Consider the following 18824-nt stretch of genomic DNA (forward strand, 5'->3'; position numbering starts at 1 on the left):
TGTAGGCAGGGGTGACATTTCAACCCTCAGATGCGGTTTAATAGGTTCGTGTTCCTCAACCGTCCCATGCTCAGCCTAGAAACTCATCTTGGCGTAACCGCTTCGCCTCAAGCCCCGTTTCCTGCGGACTACGTCACCTTACCAGTGTCGGTAAGTCACCGCCGCTTCGGCTCACTTCTTCTCACAGCAGAAGAAGGGCATGCCTGTAAAAAAAATTCGGCATGCATTCCAATCATGCTCAAGTAACTGCGTTCCGTTGCAAGAACTCAGTTAGCTGGGCGTACCGTACTTTACGTCTATTTCCCAAAGTTGATTAGAGCCCCGGATTTCCCGGTTATTTGCCAGCTTTCTGGGATACTGCACCCGTTCTCGCCGTTGAGGCTGAAGGATGTCTAGTTCATAGCAAAGTCGATATACACCATGCTGCCGCTTGAGGCATACGGTTAATTTCGATAACCATAGGTTGACTCTTCCCCGGCAATGAGCTCCATCAGCCATTCCTTGATCTGATTGTCACTGATGGGACGCTTTTGGTGGTTGAAAGAATACCCAGGGATTGGACGACCACCATTGTATACTCGTTCTAGCTTTATCCCCCCGCGCAATCCATGTGTCGGCGATCTCTATTTTGTCCGATAGGCGGGGTTCACCTTTTTTACGAGGTCACGCAGAATCGCTATCTCCAGATCCTTTTCACCCAGCAGTTTCTTTAACTTGTCGTTCTCATGTTCCAACTCTTGAAATTCCTTGGGTGATGGCGTATAAGCCGTTATTTTTCTGGCTTCCGGAGCGGTCTTTTTCCAATCTGTTTGTTTGGATTGACGAATCCATCGGGATAACATCTTGCCGTCAACTCCATGACGTCTTGCGACTTGACTGGCATTTCCTACTTCGAGTGCTTCTTAGATGAGCTGCTGTTTAAATTCCTTGCTGTAACTCTTCCGCTGCATCTTTCATCCCTCCACTTTGCTTAATTCATATTGTAGTGGATTAAGGGAAGAGACTCAAAGGTAATTTCGGGGCTATAGAGAAGGTAGAATTGTGAACGTATCTTCCGCTTCGCACAAAAGTGCCTGGTTCGACTTAACTGACCCTTACTTGACCAAAGGGTTCTCGGCTTGGCGCGGCTACGCGCAGTCAAAGCTGGCGAACATCTGGTTCACCCGCGAACTGGCGAGAAGGCTTGCAGGTACTTCCACAACGGCAAACAGCCTGCATCCGGGCGCAGTCAGTACGAACATAGGCATCGATCGCGATACCGGCTTCGGCAAGGCAATCCACGCCGTGCTGCGTCCATTCTTCCTCACCTCGGCGCAGGGCGCGGAGACGGCTCTTTATTTGGCTTCGAGCCGGAGGTTCGAACGGTCAATGGGGAGTACTTTTACAAAAAGAAAGTGGCGGCAACCTCTGCGAGAGCGGAAAATGATGAACAAGCACACCGGTTTTGGGAATGGAGCGAGCAAGAAGTCGGGCTCACATCGGTTCCTGTATAAGGCAGCTATGATAAGCAAAAGGCACCGTTCTCAATATGGGTCAGTTTCAGTATAATCTACGTAATCAATTCTCTATAATTTGCAATTCGAAACAGCAAAGACTAGGACTAACAGGAAAGTGCACAACGACCACATGCTGCCGGCATTACTGGGCGGCCTGTTCAGTTATAAAGGAAAAGATACAAGCATTATGCCAAGCCAGCGACCTAAGGATCATAGAAAGTCAAGCAAAAGTTGAACCTCGAATAAATTGTACCGAGGTTCAACTTTTACTTGACTTAAATAGACTCTCGGTAGTCGAAGGGGGATAAGAGCGGCAAATAGCGAAAACAACTGGAAATTCGGATATAACCGAAGTGCAAACTTCCGTTTTCAAGATATTTTCAAAAGTGGGCATGTCAAAGAAGCCGTTTCATTGGATTTTTTTTAAATGAGCCGGGTTATGCCACAGGCAGGTTCACAAGATTTCGAAGCTCTTTCAGCTTTTCTTCCTGGTGGACATACCAAGCGTCAATATGCTGGCACATTATAATGCCGTATGTGCGGATGTACCACATCTTCGTTGAGCGATGTCGGCCGGACTCCAATTTGTAATCGATCTTCTCCCGTTTGTTGGAACGTTCGACCGTCGTACGACGCTTGTAAATGAGCTTCCACTTTTCGGAGTCGCGAGGTGTTTCCGGGAAAAGCCGCGGGTTGTCTTTGCAGGATATATGGAAAGTACGTCCATGCTTCGCGGTTGTGCAGGGCTTCGAGCATAAGTTTTCCGTACCACGTTGTAGCGGGCAAATCCACTTGTGGCGCTTTCGTTTCTTTTCATAGCCGTTGCGGTGCATCTTCTTTCCAATGGGACAAATGGGAATGCCTTCTGGTGAGATGCGCATATCGCCGTCTGTCTCTCTCAGATCGTAATAGTCACGCAGGTAGGTGGCTGTAAACGAAAGATCGGTAATAAGACAGCGGAGGATGAGGGGCCAGTCTGAGTTCACGAGCACGAGGATACCGCCGGAATAGTGCTGGCGAAGCTGCTGAAGCACAAAGCTTTGGTAAGCGGAATGCGAAACATAAACCGGTTTCAAGTGAAACACCCCAATTCGGTTGGTAAGGTAGAGGACACCCTTCTCACGCGATTTTGGGGCGACTTTTAAAAAGTCAAGTGTTTTTTGCAAGAAATTGGCGAGTTTTAAAAATGTTTTTTCCAGTTTGAAGCTTGATCAAATAAAAATTCCCCCCAATAAATTGGGAGGAATCTCATATTGATGGTACGAGCAGAGCCTTGTTCCATCTGCCTCGGCATTGCCGAGAGGCTATTTAAAATATTGGGAGGGTTTCGTAGGTCTTTCCGAACATAATGGACTTAGTAGGAATGCCCATCCACGATTCAGCTAGGGTTCCAAAGACTGAACGGAAGTCGATTCCATACTTGAAGTCTCCGAAGGCATCGAGATTATGAAAGTTCGGAAGGTCTCCGTAAAGTCCTCCCTTTACCTTTCCTCCGATGACAAATACCGGATTCGCGGTTCCGTGGTCAGTTCCTCCGCTTGCGTTTTCGTGAACTCGCCGACCGAATTCACTGTAGACCACGATCACGACTCGATCCAGTACATTTCGCTGTCGGAGGTCTTGGTAGAAGGCATAGAGGTTTTGGTCGAACGTGGACAACACTCTCGCATGGGAGTTTCGTTCTGACTCGTGTTCGTCGAAACCTCCTTCAAGTTCGGTTACGTAGGCTTTCGTCGACAAACCGGAAGCGATACATTGGGCAATAAAACTTAAACGTTGAGAGAATCCGTATTTAGAAGGATAAAGACTAGTCGGGTCTTGATATTTACTCGTTTTTACAAGTCTGTCCGATGCGGTTAACGCGGATAAACCTCGGTCGAAGTTGTTGTACATAGCCGAGATAGCACGGTCACGGCGGGCGATCTCGTCGGCTTTCGCGTGCATAACGAATTTAAATGCTCGGGGATCGTCTATACGTGGATACTGTAAGTTTTCAGCATCTAGTGCTTTTGTCGTTGCACCGACCGTTAAGGCAAACAGCGGGTCTTTCTTCTCGTTCGCAAGATCAGTATAACGTCCTACCCATCCGGTAGTTTCAATTCGATTCGGAGAAGACGTTTGCCATATCTCCTGAGCTTCGAAATGAGAACGGCTGGAATCAGGATAACCTACGTTCTGGATAATTGCAAGTTTACCGTCTCCGTAAATCGACGATAAACCTTTAAGAGATTGTTGAAATGCGAGAGTGTTATTTATCTGGATAACTTCATTTTGCTTATAGCCGATCGTCGGGCGAGCATCGTAGTAGGCTCCGATTCCGTAGGGAATGATCGTGTTAAGACCATCATTACCTCCTGTTAACTGAATAACTACGAGCACAGGGTCCGTAGAGGCAACAGAATCGGCTTTTACGAATTGTTCGGCGAAACTATTAAATAAGAGCGGGGTCAGCCCGAAAGCGGTCATTGTTTTTAGGGACAGTCCTAAGAATTCCCTTCTGCTCATCGGATTACTCATCGAATACACTCCTTAGGTATACTGTGCTTCGGGAGACACATAGACTAGATACAATAAACCTCTCAGCAACTGCATAGGGTCATTTTGCCCGTTCGCGTAGTCGTTTAAAGCTTTTCTTGTAGTCGGGGAGATGTCGTAGTATCCCGCATAGTCTAGGACTTGATCTACAGCGGCAGTTCCCGTTGACTTATCTAGACCTAGTTTTTCATATGTCGCGGTATTGCAGATTTTCTCAGCGTAGTTTCCGCGAGCAAATAGATAACTTGCCGAGAGCCACCAATTGCCGCCCTTCCATCCGGCGACGTTCGGGGGTTTAAAGAGAGTCATACCCATTTGGTTTACGAGGTAGAGATCATGAATTGAGAATTCATAGGTCGGAACTTTCCTTATCAAGTCGGTCATATATTCCGTAGGGTCTTTCACTATCGATCTTAAGGCTTTATCAGAATAGAAAGTGTCCGATAGGAAGATATCTCGGAATAGACCTTTTATATCGTACCCACTATCGAAGAAGCGGTCAGCAAAGGGTTTGATATCCTGCTCGGTAGGATTCGGGAATACGAACTTATTCCAGACCTTCCTTACAATAAAGTTCGCACATTCTCGCGTAGATGTTAGAATCCGAATGACATCATTAAGATCATAGTCGCCACGTTTACGGAAGACTGTTTTGAAGGAATCGTCAAAAGAGTTCCGGTCAAAATAGACGGTCTCGGATTCACTATTTAGTCTCCAACCGGTCAGAGACTTTGCAACGTCTTTTACGTCATCCTGATTATAGTTTTCGACGCCGACTGTAAAGAGTTCCATAAGCTCTCGGGCGTAGTTTTCGTTAGGAGCTTTCTTCACGTTGGAACGATTATTTAGGTATATCATCATTGCAGGTTCGATAGAGACCTCATACAGGAAGGTCTTAAAATTTCCAAGAGCGTGAGATCGGAGAAATTGATTCTGCTCAGCCATATAAACCGGACTCACCGAAGTTAAAGACGATGTAAAATGATTATGCCAGAACAAAGTCATTTTCTCCAAGAAAGAGTTCGCGGTAGTTATGATTTCGTTATACCACCAAAATATCAATTCTTCGTTACTATTTTGATAGGTCAAGTCGACATTAGGACTCGGAGAGGTAGCGGGGGCATTCAGTATTTGGTCTACGATATCCTTGATCGGAGTACTTAGGTAGCTCTCAACTTCCGACTTCGATGTACCAAACCGAGTTCGGCGTAGTAGGTGCAATATTTTCTCTTTATCGTTCATAAAAGTTTACCTCACCGTCAATATTAGTTGACCAAGATCAGTGCCGCCGTAAGAAACATTAATTTTACTCTGTCCGGTAGGGAGATTAACTCCTGAAACAGAAACATTACCGTTCGCGTCGGCTATGTTAGCCCCACTTAGGTCTAGGTTATCACTCTTGATAGTAAAGTTCTTCGGGTCTACGGAAATTCTCAGCTTTTGTCCTAATTGATCTTTTACTGAGAAGCTAAAGGATGTATCTCCGGACTTAAGTTCCTCTGGAGAATAAACCAAGGAGGTAGGGATTTGCTCGGGAAAAATCTCTAGTCTCGCTTGATAGGAGAAGTCACCAACAATAATTCCTACCTGCGCAATTCCAGGAGTGACAGGTATCAATTTTCCGGTATTATCGACTTTCACTATCCGCTCGTCGGTACTATAATACGTATGATCCCCGATGTCTATATCTTTTAAGTTAACAGAAGTTCCATTTTGATCAACAGCGGTGTCCACTACCATCATCAGGTCGAGGTCACGATTCCCATCATTTTGTACGGTAACGTACTTAGAGTCCCAAGTCTTACCTGAGAGAGTTACCGTTTTAAACGATGTAGGTCGATATCCTACGCCGGCGTCGTAGATAGTAGCCGTTGTCGCGGCAGAGTCTATAATCTTCCCTTTTCGATCCTTTAAGGTCGCAGTATATGTTACAGTTGAGCCAACAGGGAGCGGATTCGAAGTATTGTCGAAGTATCCGTCTTTTGTTACATGAGGGTCGTCACTAGAGAATTCCACGGTTTCCCCATCACGGAGAGGTACGGAATCACCATTTTCGTTATATGTTAGATACAGAAGGCGGTCTTTCTCGACTTCGCCAGCATGTATCGATAGGCGAGTCTTAAAGGTCTTAATTGTTTTCACAGGAGAACCTTGCCACGTTACGGTAAAATTATAATTCAATCCGTTGTACTCGATAGTCTCCCAAGTTTGTCTTGCAGGCTGGAGGGAAGGTACGATTATCGTCGTTGTTTTTCCGTTCGTAAAGGTTACGTCAACTGAAGTAGGTGAGGTAGCGATCGCTTTCGTGATTGCGAGCGTTGAAGGTTCGGAGTCATGTGTTCGCTTATACTCTGCGAGTGCTACGGCGGCGATATCACCGCGCTTTATCGGGGTATCGATTTCAGAGACGGTTTCGGGAATTCCTGCACGTCCGAGAATAAGGTTAACTTCATGACCGGTAACGTGGTCGTCAGGATAGAAAAGAGTATCGGTCTTTCCGTTAATCCATCCTTTTGCGTTCGCGGTAGCAACTACACTATCCGACCAATGGGTTTTCGTATCCTCGAATTTACTATGATCGGAAGCAAGCGGAAGTTCAAGAAGGCGAACGAGCACCGCAGTAAACTCTGCGCGGGTAACAAGGTCGTCTTCTCGGAAGTCGGTCATAACCGATTTATCCTTTAGGATTTCGAAGTCAGATTGACTATGGGTTTCAGATAGTACAGGGTGCTTTTGCTGAGCGATCGCGTTCGCACAAGAAGAAGTCATTAGACCTAATAACAGCAGGGTCGTAAAGATTCGTGATTTCATACGTACCTCCTAATTCCATTGATTTAGCAGATAAACTCAAGGTCGTAGGTATTCTACCTTGGGTTCGTCTCGTTGATTGTACGGTTTCGTTAGTTTCGTTAGGTTCTGGTCCATAATCGTATTTAGTTGATGCATAAGCAGGTGATGTTACAAATAGCATCAACGCACCAGTTGCAAGTAGTATTCTTCAAAGTTATCCTCTATAAATTTTGATGTTTCTATCATTACTTATATCGAAATTGCTTTAAGAAAATATGAGAAATTTTTTTGTGGTATAACAATCTTGGTCAGGCTTGTGTTTGACATATGTATCAAATCAGGCATTTGGTACATATGTCTGGTGTTTATCGTTACGAACGGGCAGGATAGTTACATTTGATCTTGCTCGACTGGACTGTTGACCTTTCATGTATTCATTGAAATTTTGTGTTTTAGTACGGTTAAAGGAGTAGGCATTACCTCCATAAGTTACAGGATGTTTTTTAGAATGGTTGATTACTCAGTTGCTGATTTTATGACAACCATATTCATCGTGCTACACTGTTAGTTCCCGCCAACAAAGAATGCACTTTCGGTCCCATTAGGAATATATCAGAACAACGCGAACGCTTGAATAACATTCGTTAGCATGATAATTTGAGTTTGTTTATGAAGATGGTCATTTCAATAAAAAGATAATGTCCAGCTGTAGGAGATCAGCAGGATCTACATGGGGAAGGATGATAAAGTTGCTTGTAAAAGTAAAGCTTGAACGTACTAAGGGCCCAGATGCGTGGATTCTACTATCGGATTAGAAGGTATGGTCTGGATTAAGAGGTATACTGCCGATAGGAGCAATCGGAAGAATAACTGATGGGAGGAGGGTACGATGAACACGGATCTGATTACCCAGGCGAGGGAGGGCGATGGCGAGGCATTTCGTCAACTCGTTGAGCCCTATCAACGTGAGTTGCACGTCCACTGTTACCGGATTCTCGGTTCGACACATGATGCCGACGACGTCTTGCAGGAGACTTTGATGGCTGCCTGGCGCGGTTTAGGGGGGTTCAAGGAACGCGCCTCGATCCGTACTTGGCTCTACCGGGTCGCCACCAATCGCTGCTTAAATGCACTGCGATCTGTCAAAAGGCGTGCCAGTCGGCGCTTGCAAGCAGATGATCTATTGGCCTCTCAACTTGATCTACCTGAGCCTAGTTCAGTAAGTGAGGCTCTATGGGTCGAGCCCTACCCGGACATTATGCTTGATTTTTCGACTGATATACAGCCAGGCCCGGAGGCCCGATACGAAATGAAGGAAGCGATCTCACTGGCCTTCATGACAGCGGTGCAAATGCTGCCTCCTCGGCAGCGCGGCGTTCTGATCCTACGCGATGTGCTCGGTTTCCAAGCCAGCGAGGTGGCGGAGGTGCTCGACTCGAGTGTGGAATCGGTAAATAGTGCCCTAAAGCGTGCCCGAGCCGCCTTGCAGCGCAGGCTTCCGCCATCAGAAGAGCAACCTTTGCCTCTTCCGGACTCACTAGAGCGAGAATTGATCGATCAGCTTACCCGAGCTTTCGAGGCTAGCAATGTAGATGGTATTGTTGCCCTTCTCGCCGAGGATGTCATGCTCACCATGCCGCCTGAGCCGATGCAGTATCACGGACGGGAACTTGTCGCCAGATTCCTTGCCGTTGTGACCTTGCAGGAGCGTCGCCGATATCGCACGGTCACGACTAGGGCCAACGGTCAACCTGCATTCGGCTTGTATATGTGTGAACCTGATGGCTCCGTGTTCCACGCACTCGGACTTCTTGTGTTCACCGTTGCCGGTAGCCGCATTAGCGCGATCACGCGATTCGACAACAGCATGTTGTCACTCTTCGGGCTACCGAAAAGTCTGCCGCGTTGAATCCAATGGACATGCGACGGCCATCCTCAATTGCCTCCTGAAAAAAGCCACGACATCATTTGTCGGGGGGCACCGCCCACTTTGTGTCCCGACCGGTGTCTATATGAATGAGAGGGTCGTTTTGAGCTGATAGCTCGAAAGTAAGAGCCTCAACCATTCATTTTTGAGGAGAATGTATATGCAAATTCATCTTGAAACCACGCTTCCAGCAGCACCCGAGCGTGTCTATGAGTTGCTCACGAATGGAGCGAAGTTCGGTGAGGTGACCGGGCAACCCGGCAAAGGGGGGGGCAGCGCCGGCGCCTACTTCTCGTTGTTCAACGACTGGCTTGAAGGGCGCCAGATCGAGCTAGTCCCGAACGAGCGAATCGTTCAGGCGTGGCGCTTCATGAACTGGGAGCCTGGCGTCTACTCGATCGTCCGCTTCACACTGACCCCTAATGGTGATGGCACGAAGCTGGTCGTCGACCAGGAGGGTGTCCCGGAGGCCTTTCATGAGCACGTGAAGACCAACTGGAAGCCGTTCTATTTTGAGCCGTTCGCGAAACATCTTGAGGGGCTGGCATAGAGAATTTCGTGCAAAGGAGACTGCCCTTGGATACCAATCGCATTGAAACCACCATTGCCCTTCGAACAACGCCGAATCAAGTTTGGAACGCAATCACCGACGCGAAGCAATTTGGGATCTGGTTCGGCGCGGAGTTCAACGGACTTTTCACCGCCGGTGTGCAGGTAGCCGGAACGGCTTATTCCGACAAAGGTACACCCGGGCATTGCTAGGGTGCAGGAGCCCTACCTCGGGATGCCAATCGAGCTCTACGTGGAACGGGTTGAGCCAATGCACAGCTTTGAGTTTCGCTGGCACCCCTTCACTGTAGACTCTTCGGCCGATCTCTCGAACGAGCCGACAACACTCGTCTCCTTCGAAATCGAAGAGATCATAGGCGGCACGCGGCTCACGATCATCGAGTCGGGCTTCGACCAGATCCCAGCGGCACGGCGTGAATTGGCCTTTAGAGCGAATGAGCAAAGCTGGCCGACGCAGGCTTACCTCGTCGAAAAGTACCTCGCGGGCGCAATCGATCTTCTGCCTCGCGACGGAAAATAGATCTAGTTCTGCGAGTTTAAAGAAAATATTTCGCTGAGCTAACCGGGTACGATAGCTCAATACGTTAGTTCAATGAAGGACTCTATACAAACGATCAAGGAGCTGCCGCGGCGGCTCTTTTTGACATGTTCACAAAATCGGGTATTTGATACATATGTCTGCGTGCTTGAGGATTAAATCAATTGAAATTGGTTCTGCTCAACTCATTAAGTATTGCAGAAAATAGGGTATTTGAGACTTTAGCTAATGGAAAAGGTCAACCCGATGATGTGAGCAAATAGCAAAAATAGCAAAATAGCAAAAATATGAAATTTATTCCTAAAAACACCATTGAATTGATGAAGGAGTTGCCGCGGCAGCTCCTTTTCAATTGATAAATCAATTGTTTATGAATGCCGGAAAGCCGAATCATATCGGCTGTTCTTTTGTTTAGAGAGCGGAAAGCTTTTTAGGATGGATAAAAGACGTGGTACCTTTTTTGTTAAAAAAACATTAACTGACAACAAATAGCGACATTCTTTTTTTAAAACTTATAATAAAATCAAATTTGTTGTCCATTTATATGGTTATAAGGAGATTAAAAGAATTCCATGAAAAAAATATTGATCGTGGACGACCAAACTAACATTTGTTTATTACTATCCGCTGTTTTTTCAGCTGAAGGGTATCATACCTTCCAGGCCTCATCTGGTAAGCAGGCACTTGAATTTATTAGAATGGTAAGTCCTGATATCTTGATTACGGATCTGAAAATGCCAGAAATGGACGGAATCCAGTTAATAAATAAAGTTCACGCACTAAAACCAGATGTAGATATCTTTTTAATGAGCGCATATTGCGAATTGTCTGTAACTACGCAAGTCGAGGGAAAAGGCGTTAAGGGTTTCTTTCCCAAGCCTTTTGATATCGATGAAGTTAGGATGAAAATCAATGAACATGTTCTGGCTCAAATTTAGTTGATATCACGTCTACGAAAGCCAGACCTGTTCGTTTATATAGTTTGAGAACGTTAGAGAAATAACATCAGCTAGTTGTCGAGGTTTTCCACGACAGCTTTTTGTTGTACTACAGAAGAAAACAAAATCAGGCATTTTGTACAGATGTCTTGGTATTTATATTTTTTAATTCAATAATTTTCTGAAAATTCTGTATCTTTATTGTTACATATGAAGTATGATCAGGTAGGAAGCGATTACAATAGGGAGGAAACCATATGTATTTTTGTATTAAATGCAACAAAACGCACGAACATTCTGAACCCGGCACTATCTTCTCAAGCGGATTCACAACAAAGGAAGACAAGGTAATAAACGTTGGTTATTGTACAGCTTCCGTTTCAACCAAAACAAATTCAGATGGCCTAGAAGAAAAGTTAGCATACCTAAAAAGACACGCTTGTTGATCTTAACACAAGAGCAATAAGATAATCTGCTCTTTACTTTAGTAACACTGAAAGTCAGGCATGCTCAGTAAGCCTGTCCTTTATTCAACCATAGATCCCCGACAAGGCTAACTACTTGTTATCATGGATCGTGGCTCTTGTTGTTTCATATCGTTTTGCAATTACTGGAGAAATGGTAAATGAGCCGCATCCTCACAAAACACCGGCTTTGGTGAACATGTTCGCTTGAAGATCCGCCGCGGCGATATTTGTAATCAACATGTAATCTAATTTTCATGTGGCTTTAATGAACCGAGCCTATAATAAAACTCGACCCCCTTTTTAATATATAAATTAAGACCCACATCCCGTTGATGTGGGTCTCTTTCTGCGATCAGAGAGGTGACGTAACTTAAAGTAGGGGTAGAGCCAACGAGATAGCATAAAACCCACGCTAAACCAAATTGATTCCAGTTAAGCGGCGCTTGTGTCGGAGAAGATGACTTCTACGATATTTTTCGATGCTAAGCAAATTTGAAACTGGCATAACAATTAATGCTAAGGAGCCGAAAAAGTATCGTAGAAATCCTTAACATAGTGAATATGGTGTTTCTCCTTCCAAAAAATGTCTTAGCGTGGGTTATACGTCATTTGGTTGGCGGGACCCCAAATAGGACTTATGTACGCCGGTGCGAGCTGCGTCCTGGACGCTCCTGTGCGCTGTGATCGGGGGGCAGGCCGTCTGTCCGGATCTCCGCGTTCAGAAGGGCCACCGCTTCGCGTCTACTGGCAAGGGGGGGGGGGGGGTATTACGCCGACTGAGAGAATTGCGGCGTTACAGAGTGAGAAAAATAAAGCGGACCCCCATAACGGTGCTTGTTTATTTGTTACGGGTACATATGTACGCTAGATTTTATGAGCATATCCGATCACAGAAAGAGACCCACAGCAACAAGCTGTGGGTCTTAATTTTATATATTAAAAAGGGGGTCGAGTTTTATTATAGGCTTGATTCATTAATTGCAGATGAAAAACAGATTTCATGTTTATTACAAAAAATGGCCGCGGACCAACTTGTAATACCGGTTGTTGTCGTTTTGCCTACTCCGCCTTTTTGTATACCGAACGAAATTGTAATACCCATTAATCTCACCTCCTTTGTCTATGTTCTACATTCAACGTACATTTACCTTTTATCTTTTACATACAAAAACAAGAAAAAAACTGCCTCTAAAGCTATTTGTTAGGACAGGAAGCATTTTGGAGGTACGAACCATCTCTGATTTACAAAAAAATGCAAATTGGAGCTGTTTCAAATGAAAAATCTTCTCTTATCCAGCCTAAGCACCCATCTTTATTGCACATCCAAACTGATGTTTCAACCTCTTGAACCGGTTCCTTGTCCTTAGAAAATCTCAAATTAAAACCTCCTTTGAATTGGCAACTTTAAATGTCTATGTGAGAAGAATAACATTTCATATTCCTGAGAAGTTGTTCAAGCAATTAAAAAGGTTATCTGTACAAGAAGATATGACGATGCTGGAGATCGGCGCGGCTATGGCCAAAGAGTACATTGAAAAGAGAAGTCAAGACAAGTAGATCCATAGGGTGTTTTCACGAATTAAAAATTAAATATAACTGGGGTACAGCCGACATACGTGTAAAAATAGGTCACTTTCTGGAATTATATTACAATTTGCCGCCCTTTTCTTTTTAGGTTACTTATTAATTGTTGACTATAGGTTACTTTATTTTGTACAGTTAAAGTAACCTATATGAGAGGATGAACGCTATGAATTGCATGAACTGTGGCAGTACCCATGACGTGATCGATTTTATCGCCGGAGAGGAAAAGTTTGTTTTATGTGCCGATTGTCGCTACAAGCTCGTCAATAGAAGGGGAAGGGTCGTATCCATACTTAACGCCCGAGAACCCGGCAGGCCGTCCCTTGGTGTCACAAGAAAAGTGTCCCTAACGCTGCCAGAAGCCGTCTGGGAGCATCTCGACAGCCAAGCGAACGGGAACCGCTCGTTGTACCTTCGCAAGCTGATCGACCGCAACATGTCGTCAGAGGGAAGCTGGAGCAATAATGCTTGCCTCGGCTACACCATACTCGGCGCGAAGCGGCTCGGGTACAGCGAAGAGCAGACGAAGGAGCTTGTCCGGGCGATCTACGGCTTCTTCGACTGTAAGACCGTCGAAGAAGCCCGGACGGTCTACGAGCAGTCGCCGTACTGATCGGGGGGAGCAGCTACATGAAACGGCAATTTGTTTGCGAGCGATGTGGGAAAACCCACAAGTGGGACGAAGCTTTGAACGGCGTGCGCGGCTTCGAGACGCTTTGCGGCTTCTGTCGAACGTGGGACGAAAATACCGTTTGGTCGAAGCGCCGAGGCGATCTGCTGATCGCGCAGGGAAAGAGCAAAGACCGGTGGGAGGTTATTCATGGCATTCACGTCTGCCCGATCAACCGGGGCATATGGTGGCTATATCACAGCCGGGAGGATGATTCCGCCTTCGAGAAGTTTTTCGGAAACAAGGCCGAACTGCGGGCGCGGTGCAAGGAGATTGCCAACACTGATGCAGATACGCAGTAATGCCCGAACCGGCTTGAATCACACAAATGCTGTGCAAATTTATACCTTATGTGTGGTTTAAAGAACGGAAATATTTTTTGTAAATGACATATCTCCTTACTTCCCTTTCAGGGAAAGGCTTCGTAGGGTTTTTCCAATCACACAAAACTACATAATGTAACATAATGTTGCTTTAAGTTACGTCACCTCTCTGATCGCAGAAAGAGACCCACATCAACGGGATGTGGGTCTTAATTTATATATTAAAAAGGGGGTCGAGTTTTATTATAGGCTCGGTTCATTAAAGCCAGATGAAAATCAGATTTCATGTTGATTACAAATGTCTGCGTAGCAGAGCTTCGAGTAGACATCTTCACCAAAGCCGGTGTTTTATGCTGTAGTATCGTAGATTTAAACGTTTGAGCAAGTTTAAAGTTGTGACCCCACGCAACCTTGAAGCAATGAAGTCTAAATTTTGAAAAATGTGTAGATCTACGGTGATATTTTTGTTCGTTCTAATAGAATAATAACATGACTCCATGTATTTAGAAGGGGACAGTTACATTTTGAACAAGAATATAAAAAAAATGATTAGAAGAAAAAAAGTCATTGGGTCGGGTGCGAGGCGATTGGTATATGATCTGGGTAATGGCTATGTTTTAAAGGTATCAAAATCAAAAAATGGGATTAGAAGCAATAAGAATGAAGTCGTAATATATAAGTCAGCAGCCTCCAGATTAAAAAAACATCTTGCTTACATTAAAAAATACGATAAGGGATTTAATTGGCTAATTATGAAAAAATATATTCGGGATTTCCCTAAAACAAAAGAATATAAACGAAAACTTTTCAAAGTGAGGGCCAAATTTAGAAAACATGGAATCATGACTTATGATTTAGTCAATCTTCAGGGTATACCTAATTATCAAAACCTATCCAGTACTTACGCAACTAAATATGATAGATTAATAGTATGAAGTAGAGTAAGAGGTGAGGACATGAAGGAGTTAAAGGAAGCCATACTTGTGAACCATAAAAACAAAATAGTTGTTGTCGGGTCATACGAATTCATTAGCAATATTGAAAAGGAAACGAAAAAAATCAAGTAGAAGCGTTTTATTTCTACACCAAGCACGCTTGCGACCGGTTCATGAAACAGGAAATCCAGCAAAACTTTGCGCATTATGCGATCGAGCAGTTTATTTTTTGAAATTAGCTTTTCCCCAGATAATTCAAACAAGCTTAAGCTAGATCGACTGGCGAAGTGATGCTGCGATGAAACGACGATAAATAATGGTAATTTCCGAATTACTATCCATTCATGATTATCCAACGTAGATTCTTTTGAGGTAATTAACATGTCAGATGTACCTTTATCCAAGTATTCGTCTATATCCCCATGATTGCCCTGGTATAGATCAAAACGGACCTTAGGAAGATGTACTTGATAATCTTTGATAATGGAAGGGACCAAGTCCACACCTAAAATATTTAGATAGGATATGTGAACGACGCCGGTTTCGGGATTAGACAATTCGTCGATTTCATGCATGCCATTTTGGATATTTTTTAACGCTTCTTCAACCCACTTACTGAACATTTCCCCATAACGATTTAAATGGACGTTCCGACCATTACGCTCAAAAAGAGGGACCCCGAGTTCATTTTCCAGTTTAGAAATAGCATGGCTTAAAGCAGGTTGAGTAAGATTTAGGGCCTTTGAAGCCATGGTCATATGTTGAAGCCTTGCAACAGTTAGAAAGTATTCCAATTGTGTAAGTTCCATGAATGCACCCACTTACATGAATATTTGTAATAGATTTTATGAAAAACTATAAATTAGACACAAATGTTAGTCAAATTTAAAATAAGGTTGCTAATCGATGAAAGCGACCATCCTTCTCAGGATATCTCGTTAATAATAATGATAATGCTGATGAGGAATGAAAATAAAAAAAAAAGGAGTTGTTATTAATTGTCAGCGTATGTCATTTTTATCAGAGAAAAAACCAATGATCCAGAGGAATTAAAAATTTATTCTTCTAAGGCACCGGCTGGACTTGCTGGCCATCCAGTCAAACCGCTCGCAATGTACGGTACCCATGAAGTCATTGAAGGTCCGCAAGTTGAAGGAGCAGCTTTGCTGGAATTTCCCAGCTTCGAGGAAGCCAAAGCCTGGTATTCTAGCCCAGCTTATCAAGATGCATTGAAACATCGACTAAAAGGTGGGACTTACCGAGGCATTATCATCGAAGGAGTTTCAATAGAAAGTAATAAAAAATAAAGAAGATACGAAATAAAAAAGAAAATTGACTGTTATGAACGGCTTCTGACCCTATGCTTCCATTATCTTTATTTCGGATTCCTGTATTTATTGTGAGCAGTCTTGTGAATTTTACCGGTTTTTTTGCACCTAAGGGGGATCATCTTCCTCTTGACGCTTCATTTTTAAGTGCTTCAAGGTTATGCAGCCTTCCAAACATCTTAATACCTGGTATTAAGACGTATTAATCAAAGAAGAATTGCATTCGCGCAGCGGATTTTGTATACTCTCACATGGGAACATATGTTTGCGTTCAGTGGGCCTTATTCGAAAATGGCGGAGCCTTTAAAAAATATGTATCATGAAACATTTTCTCCGGGAATTCGGCATGAAGGTTCAGGGCATGTATCGCCGATTTCAAACCGAAAGCTTTGTATCTAGCGTGCTCGAAGAAGGATGGGAAACGTTGGAGCTGAAAGGACGCATTCGCCGGATTGCGTCAGTGTTGGGAGCGCATTTGCCGGACCGTTATGCCTACGCGTTGGACGTTCTTTTCCGGATCGACGAGGAATGTGTCGGGTTTCCTTATTTGTTTTTCCCAGATTTCGTTGAGGTATACGGCCAGGCGGAAGACGATTGGGAGCTATCCATGCGCGCGCTTGAACGTTTTACGGCTCGTTCATCGGCCGAATTCGCGATACGTTCCTTCATTGTGCGCGATCCGGAACGGGCGATGAAGCGAATGCGCGAATGGGCGCTGCATTCGAACGAGCATGTAAGGCGGCTCGCCAGCGAAGGATGCAGACCGCGGCTGCCGTGGGGGCAATCGCTTCCGGCGTTCAAACGCGACCCGGCCCCCGTGCTGCAAGTATTGGAGCTGCTGAAAGTCGATCCGTCGCTTTATGTGCGCAAAAGCGTGGCCAACAATTTAAATGACATCGCCAAAGATCATCCGCAACTCGTGGTCCGTACGGCCAAAAGCTGGATCGGCTACCATCCGGAAACTGATTGGATCGTCCGCCACGCGTGCAGGACGCTGATCCGGAAGGCCGATCCGGAAGTGCTCGCCCTGTTCGGCTATGCCGAAGGGGAAAAAGGAGAGGCGGTTGCCGTATCGGCGTCGATCGAGGCGAAGCCGTCCGAGCTCATGATCGGCGGCAGCTGCGAGTTGCTTTACGAGTTGCGAGTACGCGATGGAGATCCCGCCCGAATTCGGGTCGAATTCGGCATTGATTTCGTGAAAGCGAATGGGCAAACGTCGCGCAAACTCTTTTTGCTGTCGGACAAGACGGTGCCGGGCGGCAGCGTCGTCTCGGGAAAACGCACGCATCGTTTTGCCGACTTGACGACCCGCAAGCATTATCCTGGCGAGCACCGGATCGTCCTTCTTGTGAACGGCGAGGAAGCGGCCGGAACATCGATCTTCTTGAGCGGCGCGGCAGAGACGATTTAAACGGACAGGGATCCGAACACCAGAACGGCGGTGTCGATTTCTACAGCGTGAACAGCGAAGTCGCGCGAAAAATCGCCCCTTTTTGCTAGAGTAATTTTTTTCGCTGATATTTCTATGGTTTAGAAATATAAAAATATGGAGTGTGAAAGGAACAGTACGATTTATGTCGAACACGTGGAAAATTTACTTGCTGGCCGTCGTCAGTTTTCTGGTCGCAACGTCGGAGTTTATCATTGCGGGCATTTTGGATAAGGTTGCGGGGGATATCGGGGTATCTGTATCCGCGGCAGGGCAGCTGATTACCGTATATTCGCTTACCTTCGCCATCGGAACCCCTTTCCTGATGGCTTTAACGACCCGCCTGGAGCGGCGGAAGATGTTGCTTTACACCCTCGGCTTATTCGTCGTCGGCAACGGCATTGCCTTCGCTTTGCCGGGCTTCGGGTTTCTGCTCGCTTCACGAATTCTCTTGGCATTAAGCGCAGGGGTATTCTACGTCACAGCCTTCACCGAAGCTTCCCGAATGGCCCCTCCCGGGAAGCGAGGTAGCGCCATGGCGACGATTGCAATGGGATTCAGCACCGCCCTGATCGTCGGCGTTCCGTTCCGATCGGACGCGTCTTCGCCGACTTCTATAATTGGAAGATAATCTTCGGCGGGATCGGCGTTCTGGGGCTGGCCGCCATCGTCGCGATTTCCGCCACGTTTCCGCGGACGGGCGGCGAGGAGCCGGTGCCGCTCCGCAAGCAGCTGTCGCTGCTGAAGAAACCGAGTATCGTCGTTGCCTTGCTGATCAGCTTCTTCAGGTTTGGCGGGTATAGCATCGTCTTCACCTACATTTCGCCGTTTCTTCTCCAAGTTACCGGCATGAGCGAGCAGACCGTCAGCGCGGGGCTATTTGCCTTCGGCATCGCCAGCCTGATCGGCGCCAAGCTTGGAGGCTATGGCACGGACAAATGGGGATATCTCCGCACGCTCGTCGGCGGGTTAGGTGCAGTGACAACCCTATATCTTTTAAATTACAGAATCAGAGTGGCGAGGGGTTTCTGAAATTCTTAATTCCAGAATATTCAAACATGGAGGGGTCGGGAATCAACTACGATGAGGCTAACCACATTCAAATATCGGAAATTGAGCACACACTTAGGAACGTCTGGAAGACGGCCACGGGAACTTTGGGTATCGCATTGGATGGAGCCAATTTTTGGCTTCGTATAGCTAACGAAGCTGGTCATACCCAAAGTCTCCACTTTAGTGGAATGCATTCCAGGTTTCGTGACTTGTGGAGTGCGTTTGATGCTCTCTTTTCTCA

General features: G+C 45.7%; 15 protein-coding genes and 4 pseudogenes. 12 read left to right on the forward strand and 7 right to left on the reverse strand.

Going from position 1 to position 18824, the window contains the following annotated elements; all coding sequences use genetic code 11:
* Window positions 1-623: 623 nt before the first annotated feature.
* Window positions 624-869: pseudogene (locus tag O9H85_RS00005) on the reverse strand (hypothetical protein); the annotation flags it as partial.
* Window positions 870-1026: 157 nt separating this feature from the next.
* On the opposite strand from O9H85_RS00005, the pseudogene O9H85_RS00010 reads away from it, so the two are divergent.
* Window positions 1027-1493: pseudogene (locus O9H85_RS00010) on the forward strand (short-chain dehydrogenase); the annotation flags it as partial.
* Window positions 1494-1933: 440 nt separating this feature from the next.
* Here the strand turns inward: O9H85_RS00010 and O9H85_RS00015 are convergent.
* From O9H85_RS00015 to O9H85_RS00030, 4 genes are all read right to left on the reverse strand, one after another.
* Complete coding sequence (locus tag O9H85_RS00015; protein WP_269879226.1) at window positions 1934-2572, reverse strand: transposase; 639 nt, start codon at window positions 2570-2572, stop codon at window positions 1934-1936.
* Between the two features lie 232 nt (window positions 2573-2804).
* The gene (locus O9H85_RS00020) at window positions 2805-4013 is read right to left on the reverse strand and encodes a DUF1501 domain-containing protein (protein ID WP_269879227.1); all 1209 of its coding nucleotides are present in this window, start codon (window positions 4011-4013) and stop codon (window positions 2805-2807) included.
* 12 nt (window positions 4014-4025) lie between these two features.
* Window positions 4026-5273, reverse strand: a complete 1248-nt coding sequence (locus O9H85_RS00025; RefSeq protein WP_269879228.1) for a DUF1800 domain-containing protein — start codon at window positions 5271-5273, stop codon at window positions 4026-4028.
* A gap of 6 nt (window positions 5274-5279) precedes the next feature.
* Entirely contained in the window at window positions 5280-6842 is a 1563-nt protein-coding gene (locus O9H85_RS00030; protein ID WP_269879229.1) for an S-layer homology domain-containing protein, read from the reverse strand.
* An 868-nt stretch (window positions 6843-7710) separates the two neighbouring features.
* Here O9H85_RS00030 and O9H85_RS00035 point away from each other — a divergent pair.
* The 5 genes from O9H85_RS00035 to O9H85_RS00055 all read left to right on the forward strand — a co-directional run bounded on the left by O9H85_RS00035 (window position 7711) and on the right by O9H85_RS00055 (window position 10794).
* The gene (locus O9H85_RS00035) at window positions 7711-8730 is read left to right on the forward strand and encodes an RNA polymerase subunit sigma-70 (protein ID WP_269879230.1); all 1020 of its coding nucleotides are present in this window, start codon (window positions 7711-7713) and stop codon (window positions 8728-8730) included.
* Window positions 8731-8908: 178 nt separating this feature from the next.
* A complete protein-coding gene (locus tag O9H85_RS00040) occupies window positions 8909-9298 on the forward strand; it encodes an SRPBCC domain-containing protein (RefSeq protein WP_269879231.1) in 390 nt (129 codons plus the stop codon).
* Between the two features lie 26 nt (window positions 9299-9324).
* Entirely contained in the window at window positions 9325-9510 is a 186-nt protein-coding gene (locus O9H85_RS00045; RefSeq protein WP_269879232.1) for an SRPBCC family protein, read from the forward strand.
* Between the two features lie 22 nt (window positions 9511-9532).
* The gene (locus O9H85_RS00050; RefSeq protein ID WP_269879233.1) at window positions 9533-9838 is read left to right on the forward strand and encodes an SRPBCC family protein; all 306 of its coding nucleotides are present in this window, start codon (window positions 9533-9535) and stop codon (window positions 9836-9838) included.
* 590 nt (window positions 9839-10428) lie between these two features.
* Entirely contained in the window at window positions 10429-10794 is a 366-nt protein-coding gene (locus O9H85_RS00055; RefSeq protein ID WP_269879234.1) for a response regulator, read from the forward strand.
* A gap of 1709 nt (window positions 10795-12503) precedes the next feature.
* On the opposite strand, the gene O9H85_RS37605 is transcribed toward O9H85_RS00055, so the two are convergent.
* Window positions 12504-12584 (reverse strand): cold-inducible protein YdjO-related protein, encoded by an 81-nt coding sequence (locus O9H85_RS37605; protein ID WP_269879790.1) that lies wholly within the window; start codon window positions 12582-12584, stop codon window positions 12504-12506.
* A gap of 427 nt (window positions 12585-13011) precedes the next feature.
* Here O9H85_RS37605 and O9H85_RS00065 point away from each other — a divergent pair, with 427 nt between their 5' ends.
* The 3 genes from O9H85_RS00065 to O9H85_RS00075 all read left to right on the forward strand — a co-directional run bounded on the left by O9H85_RS00065 (window position 13012) and on the right by O9H85_RS00075 (window position 14773).
* The gene (locus tag O9H85_RS00065) at window positions 13012-13458 is read left to right on the forward strand and encodes a DUF2239 family protein (RefSeq protein WP_269879235.1); all 447 of its coding nucleotides are present in this window, start codon (window positions 13012-13014) and stop codon (window positions 13456-13458) included.
* Window positions 13459-13475: 17 nt separating this feature from the next.
* Window positions 13476-13817 carry a hypothetical protein gene (locus O9H85_RS00070; RefSeq protein ID WP_269879236.1) on the forward strand — a complete coding sequence of 114 codons (342 nt, stop codon included), beginning with the start codon at window positions 13476-13478 and terminating at the stop codon, window positions 13815-13817.
* A 545-nt stretch (window positions 13818-14362) separates the two neighbouring features.
* A complete protein-coding gene (locus tag O9H85_RS00075; RefSeq protein WP_269879238.1) occupies window positions 14363-14773 on the forward strand; it encodes a hypothetical protein in 411 nt (136 codons plus the stop codon).
* On the opposite strand, the gene O9H85_RS00080 is transcribed toward O9H85_RS00075, so the two are convergent.
* Window positions 14740-15582: a LysR family transcriptional regulator gene (locus O9H85_RS00080; protein WP_269879239.1), complete on the reverse strand. Its 843-nt coding sequence runs from the start codon at window positions 15580-15582 to the stop codon at window positions 14740-14742. The genes O9H85_RS00075 and O9H85_RS00080 overlap by 34 nt on opposite strands.
* A gap of 189 nt (window positions 15583-15771) precedes the next feature.
* Between O9H85_RS00080 and O9H85_RS00085 the strand changes: the two genes are divergently transcribed.
* The 3 genes and pseudogenes from O9H85_RS00085 to O9H85_RS00095 all read left to right on the forward strand — a co-directional run.
* Window positions 15772-16080 (forward strand): DUF1330 domain-containing protein, encoded by a 309-nt coding sequence (locus tag O9H85_RS00085; RefSeq protein WP_269879240.1) that lies wholly within the window; start codon window positions 15772-15774, stop codon window positions 16078-16080.
* 312 nt (window positions 16081-16392) lie between these two features.
* Window positions 16393-17512: pseudogene (locus O9H85_RS00090) on the forward strand (DNA alkylation repair protein).
* Window positions 17513-17675: 163 nt separating this feature from the next.
* A pseudogene (locus O9H85_RS00095) lies at window positions 17676-18502 on the forward strand (MFS transporter); the annotation flags it as partial.
* Window positions 18503-18824: the final 322 nt, after the last annotated feature.

It is taken from the genome of Paenibacillus gyeongsangnamensis (assembly GCF_027533625.1).
Lineage (GTDB): Bacteria > Bacillota > Bacilli > Paenibacillales > NBRC-103111 > Paenibacillus_G > Paenibacillus_G gyeongsangnamensis.

Excerpts from the sequence above, each read along its gene's own strand:
- O9H85_RS00020 (WP_269879227.1), bottom strand. The coding sequence starts at position 4,013 with ATGAGTAATCCGATGAGCAGAAGGGAATTCTTAGGACTGTCCCTAAAA.
- O9H85_RS00025 (WP_269879228.1), bottom strand. The coding sequence starts at position 5,273 with ATGAACGATAAAGAGAAAATATTGCACCTACTACGCCGAACTCGGTTT.
- O9H85_RS00030 (WP_269879229.1), bottom strand. The coding sequence starts at position 6,842 with ATGAAATCACGAATCTTTACGACCCTGCTGTTATTAGGTCTAATGACT.
- O9H85_RS00035 (WP_269879230.1), top strand. The coding sequence starts at position 7,711 with ATGAACACGGATCTGATTACCCAGGCGAGGGAGGGCGATGGCGAGGCA.
- O9H85_RS00040 (WP_269879231.1), top strand. The coding sequence starts at position 8,909 with ATGCAAATTCATCTTGAAACCACGCTTCCAGCAGCACCCGAGCGTGTC.
- O9H85_RS00050 (WP_269879233.1), top strand. The coding sequence starts at position 9,533 with ATGCCAATCGAGCTCTACGTGGAACGGGTTGAGCCAATGCACAGCTTT.
- O9H85_RS00055 (WP_269879234.1), top strand. The coding sequence starts at position 10,429 with ATGAAAAAAATATTGATCGTGGACGACCAAACTAACATTTGTTTATTA.
- O9H85_RS37605 (WP_269879790.1), bottom strand. The coding sequence starts at position 12,584 with ATGTGCAATAAAGATGGGTGCTTAGGCTGGATAAGAGAAGATTTTTCA.
- O9H85_RS00065 (WP_269879235.1), top strand. The coding sequence starts at position 13,012 with ATGAATTGCATGAACTGTGGCAGTACCCATGACGTGATCGATTTTATC.
- O9H85_RS00070 (WP_269879236.1), top strand. The coding sequence starts at position 13,476 with ATGAAACGGCAATTTGTTTGCGAGCGATGTGGGAAAACCCACAAGTGG.
- O9H85_RS00080 (WP_269879239.1), bottom strand. The coding sequence starts at position 15,582 with ATGGAACTTACACAATTGGAATACTTTCTAACTGTTGCAAGGCTTCAA.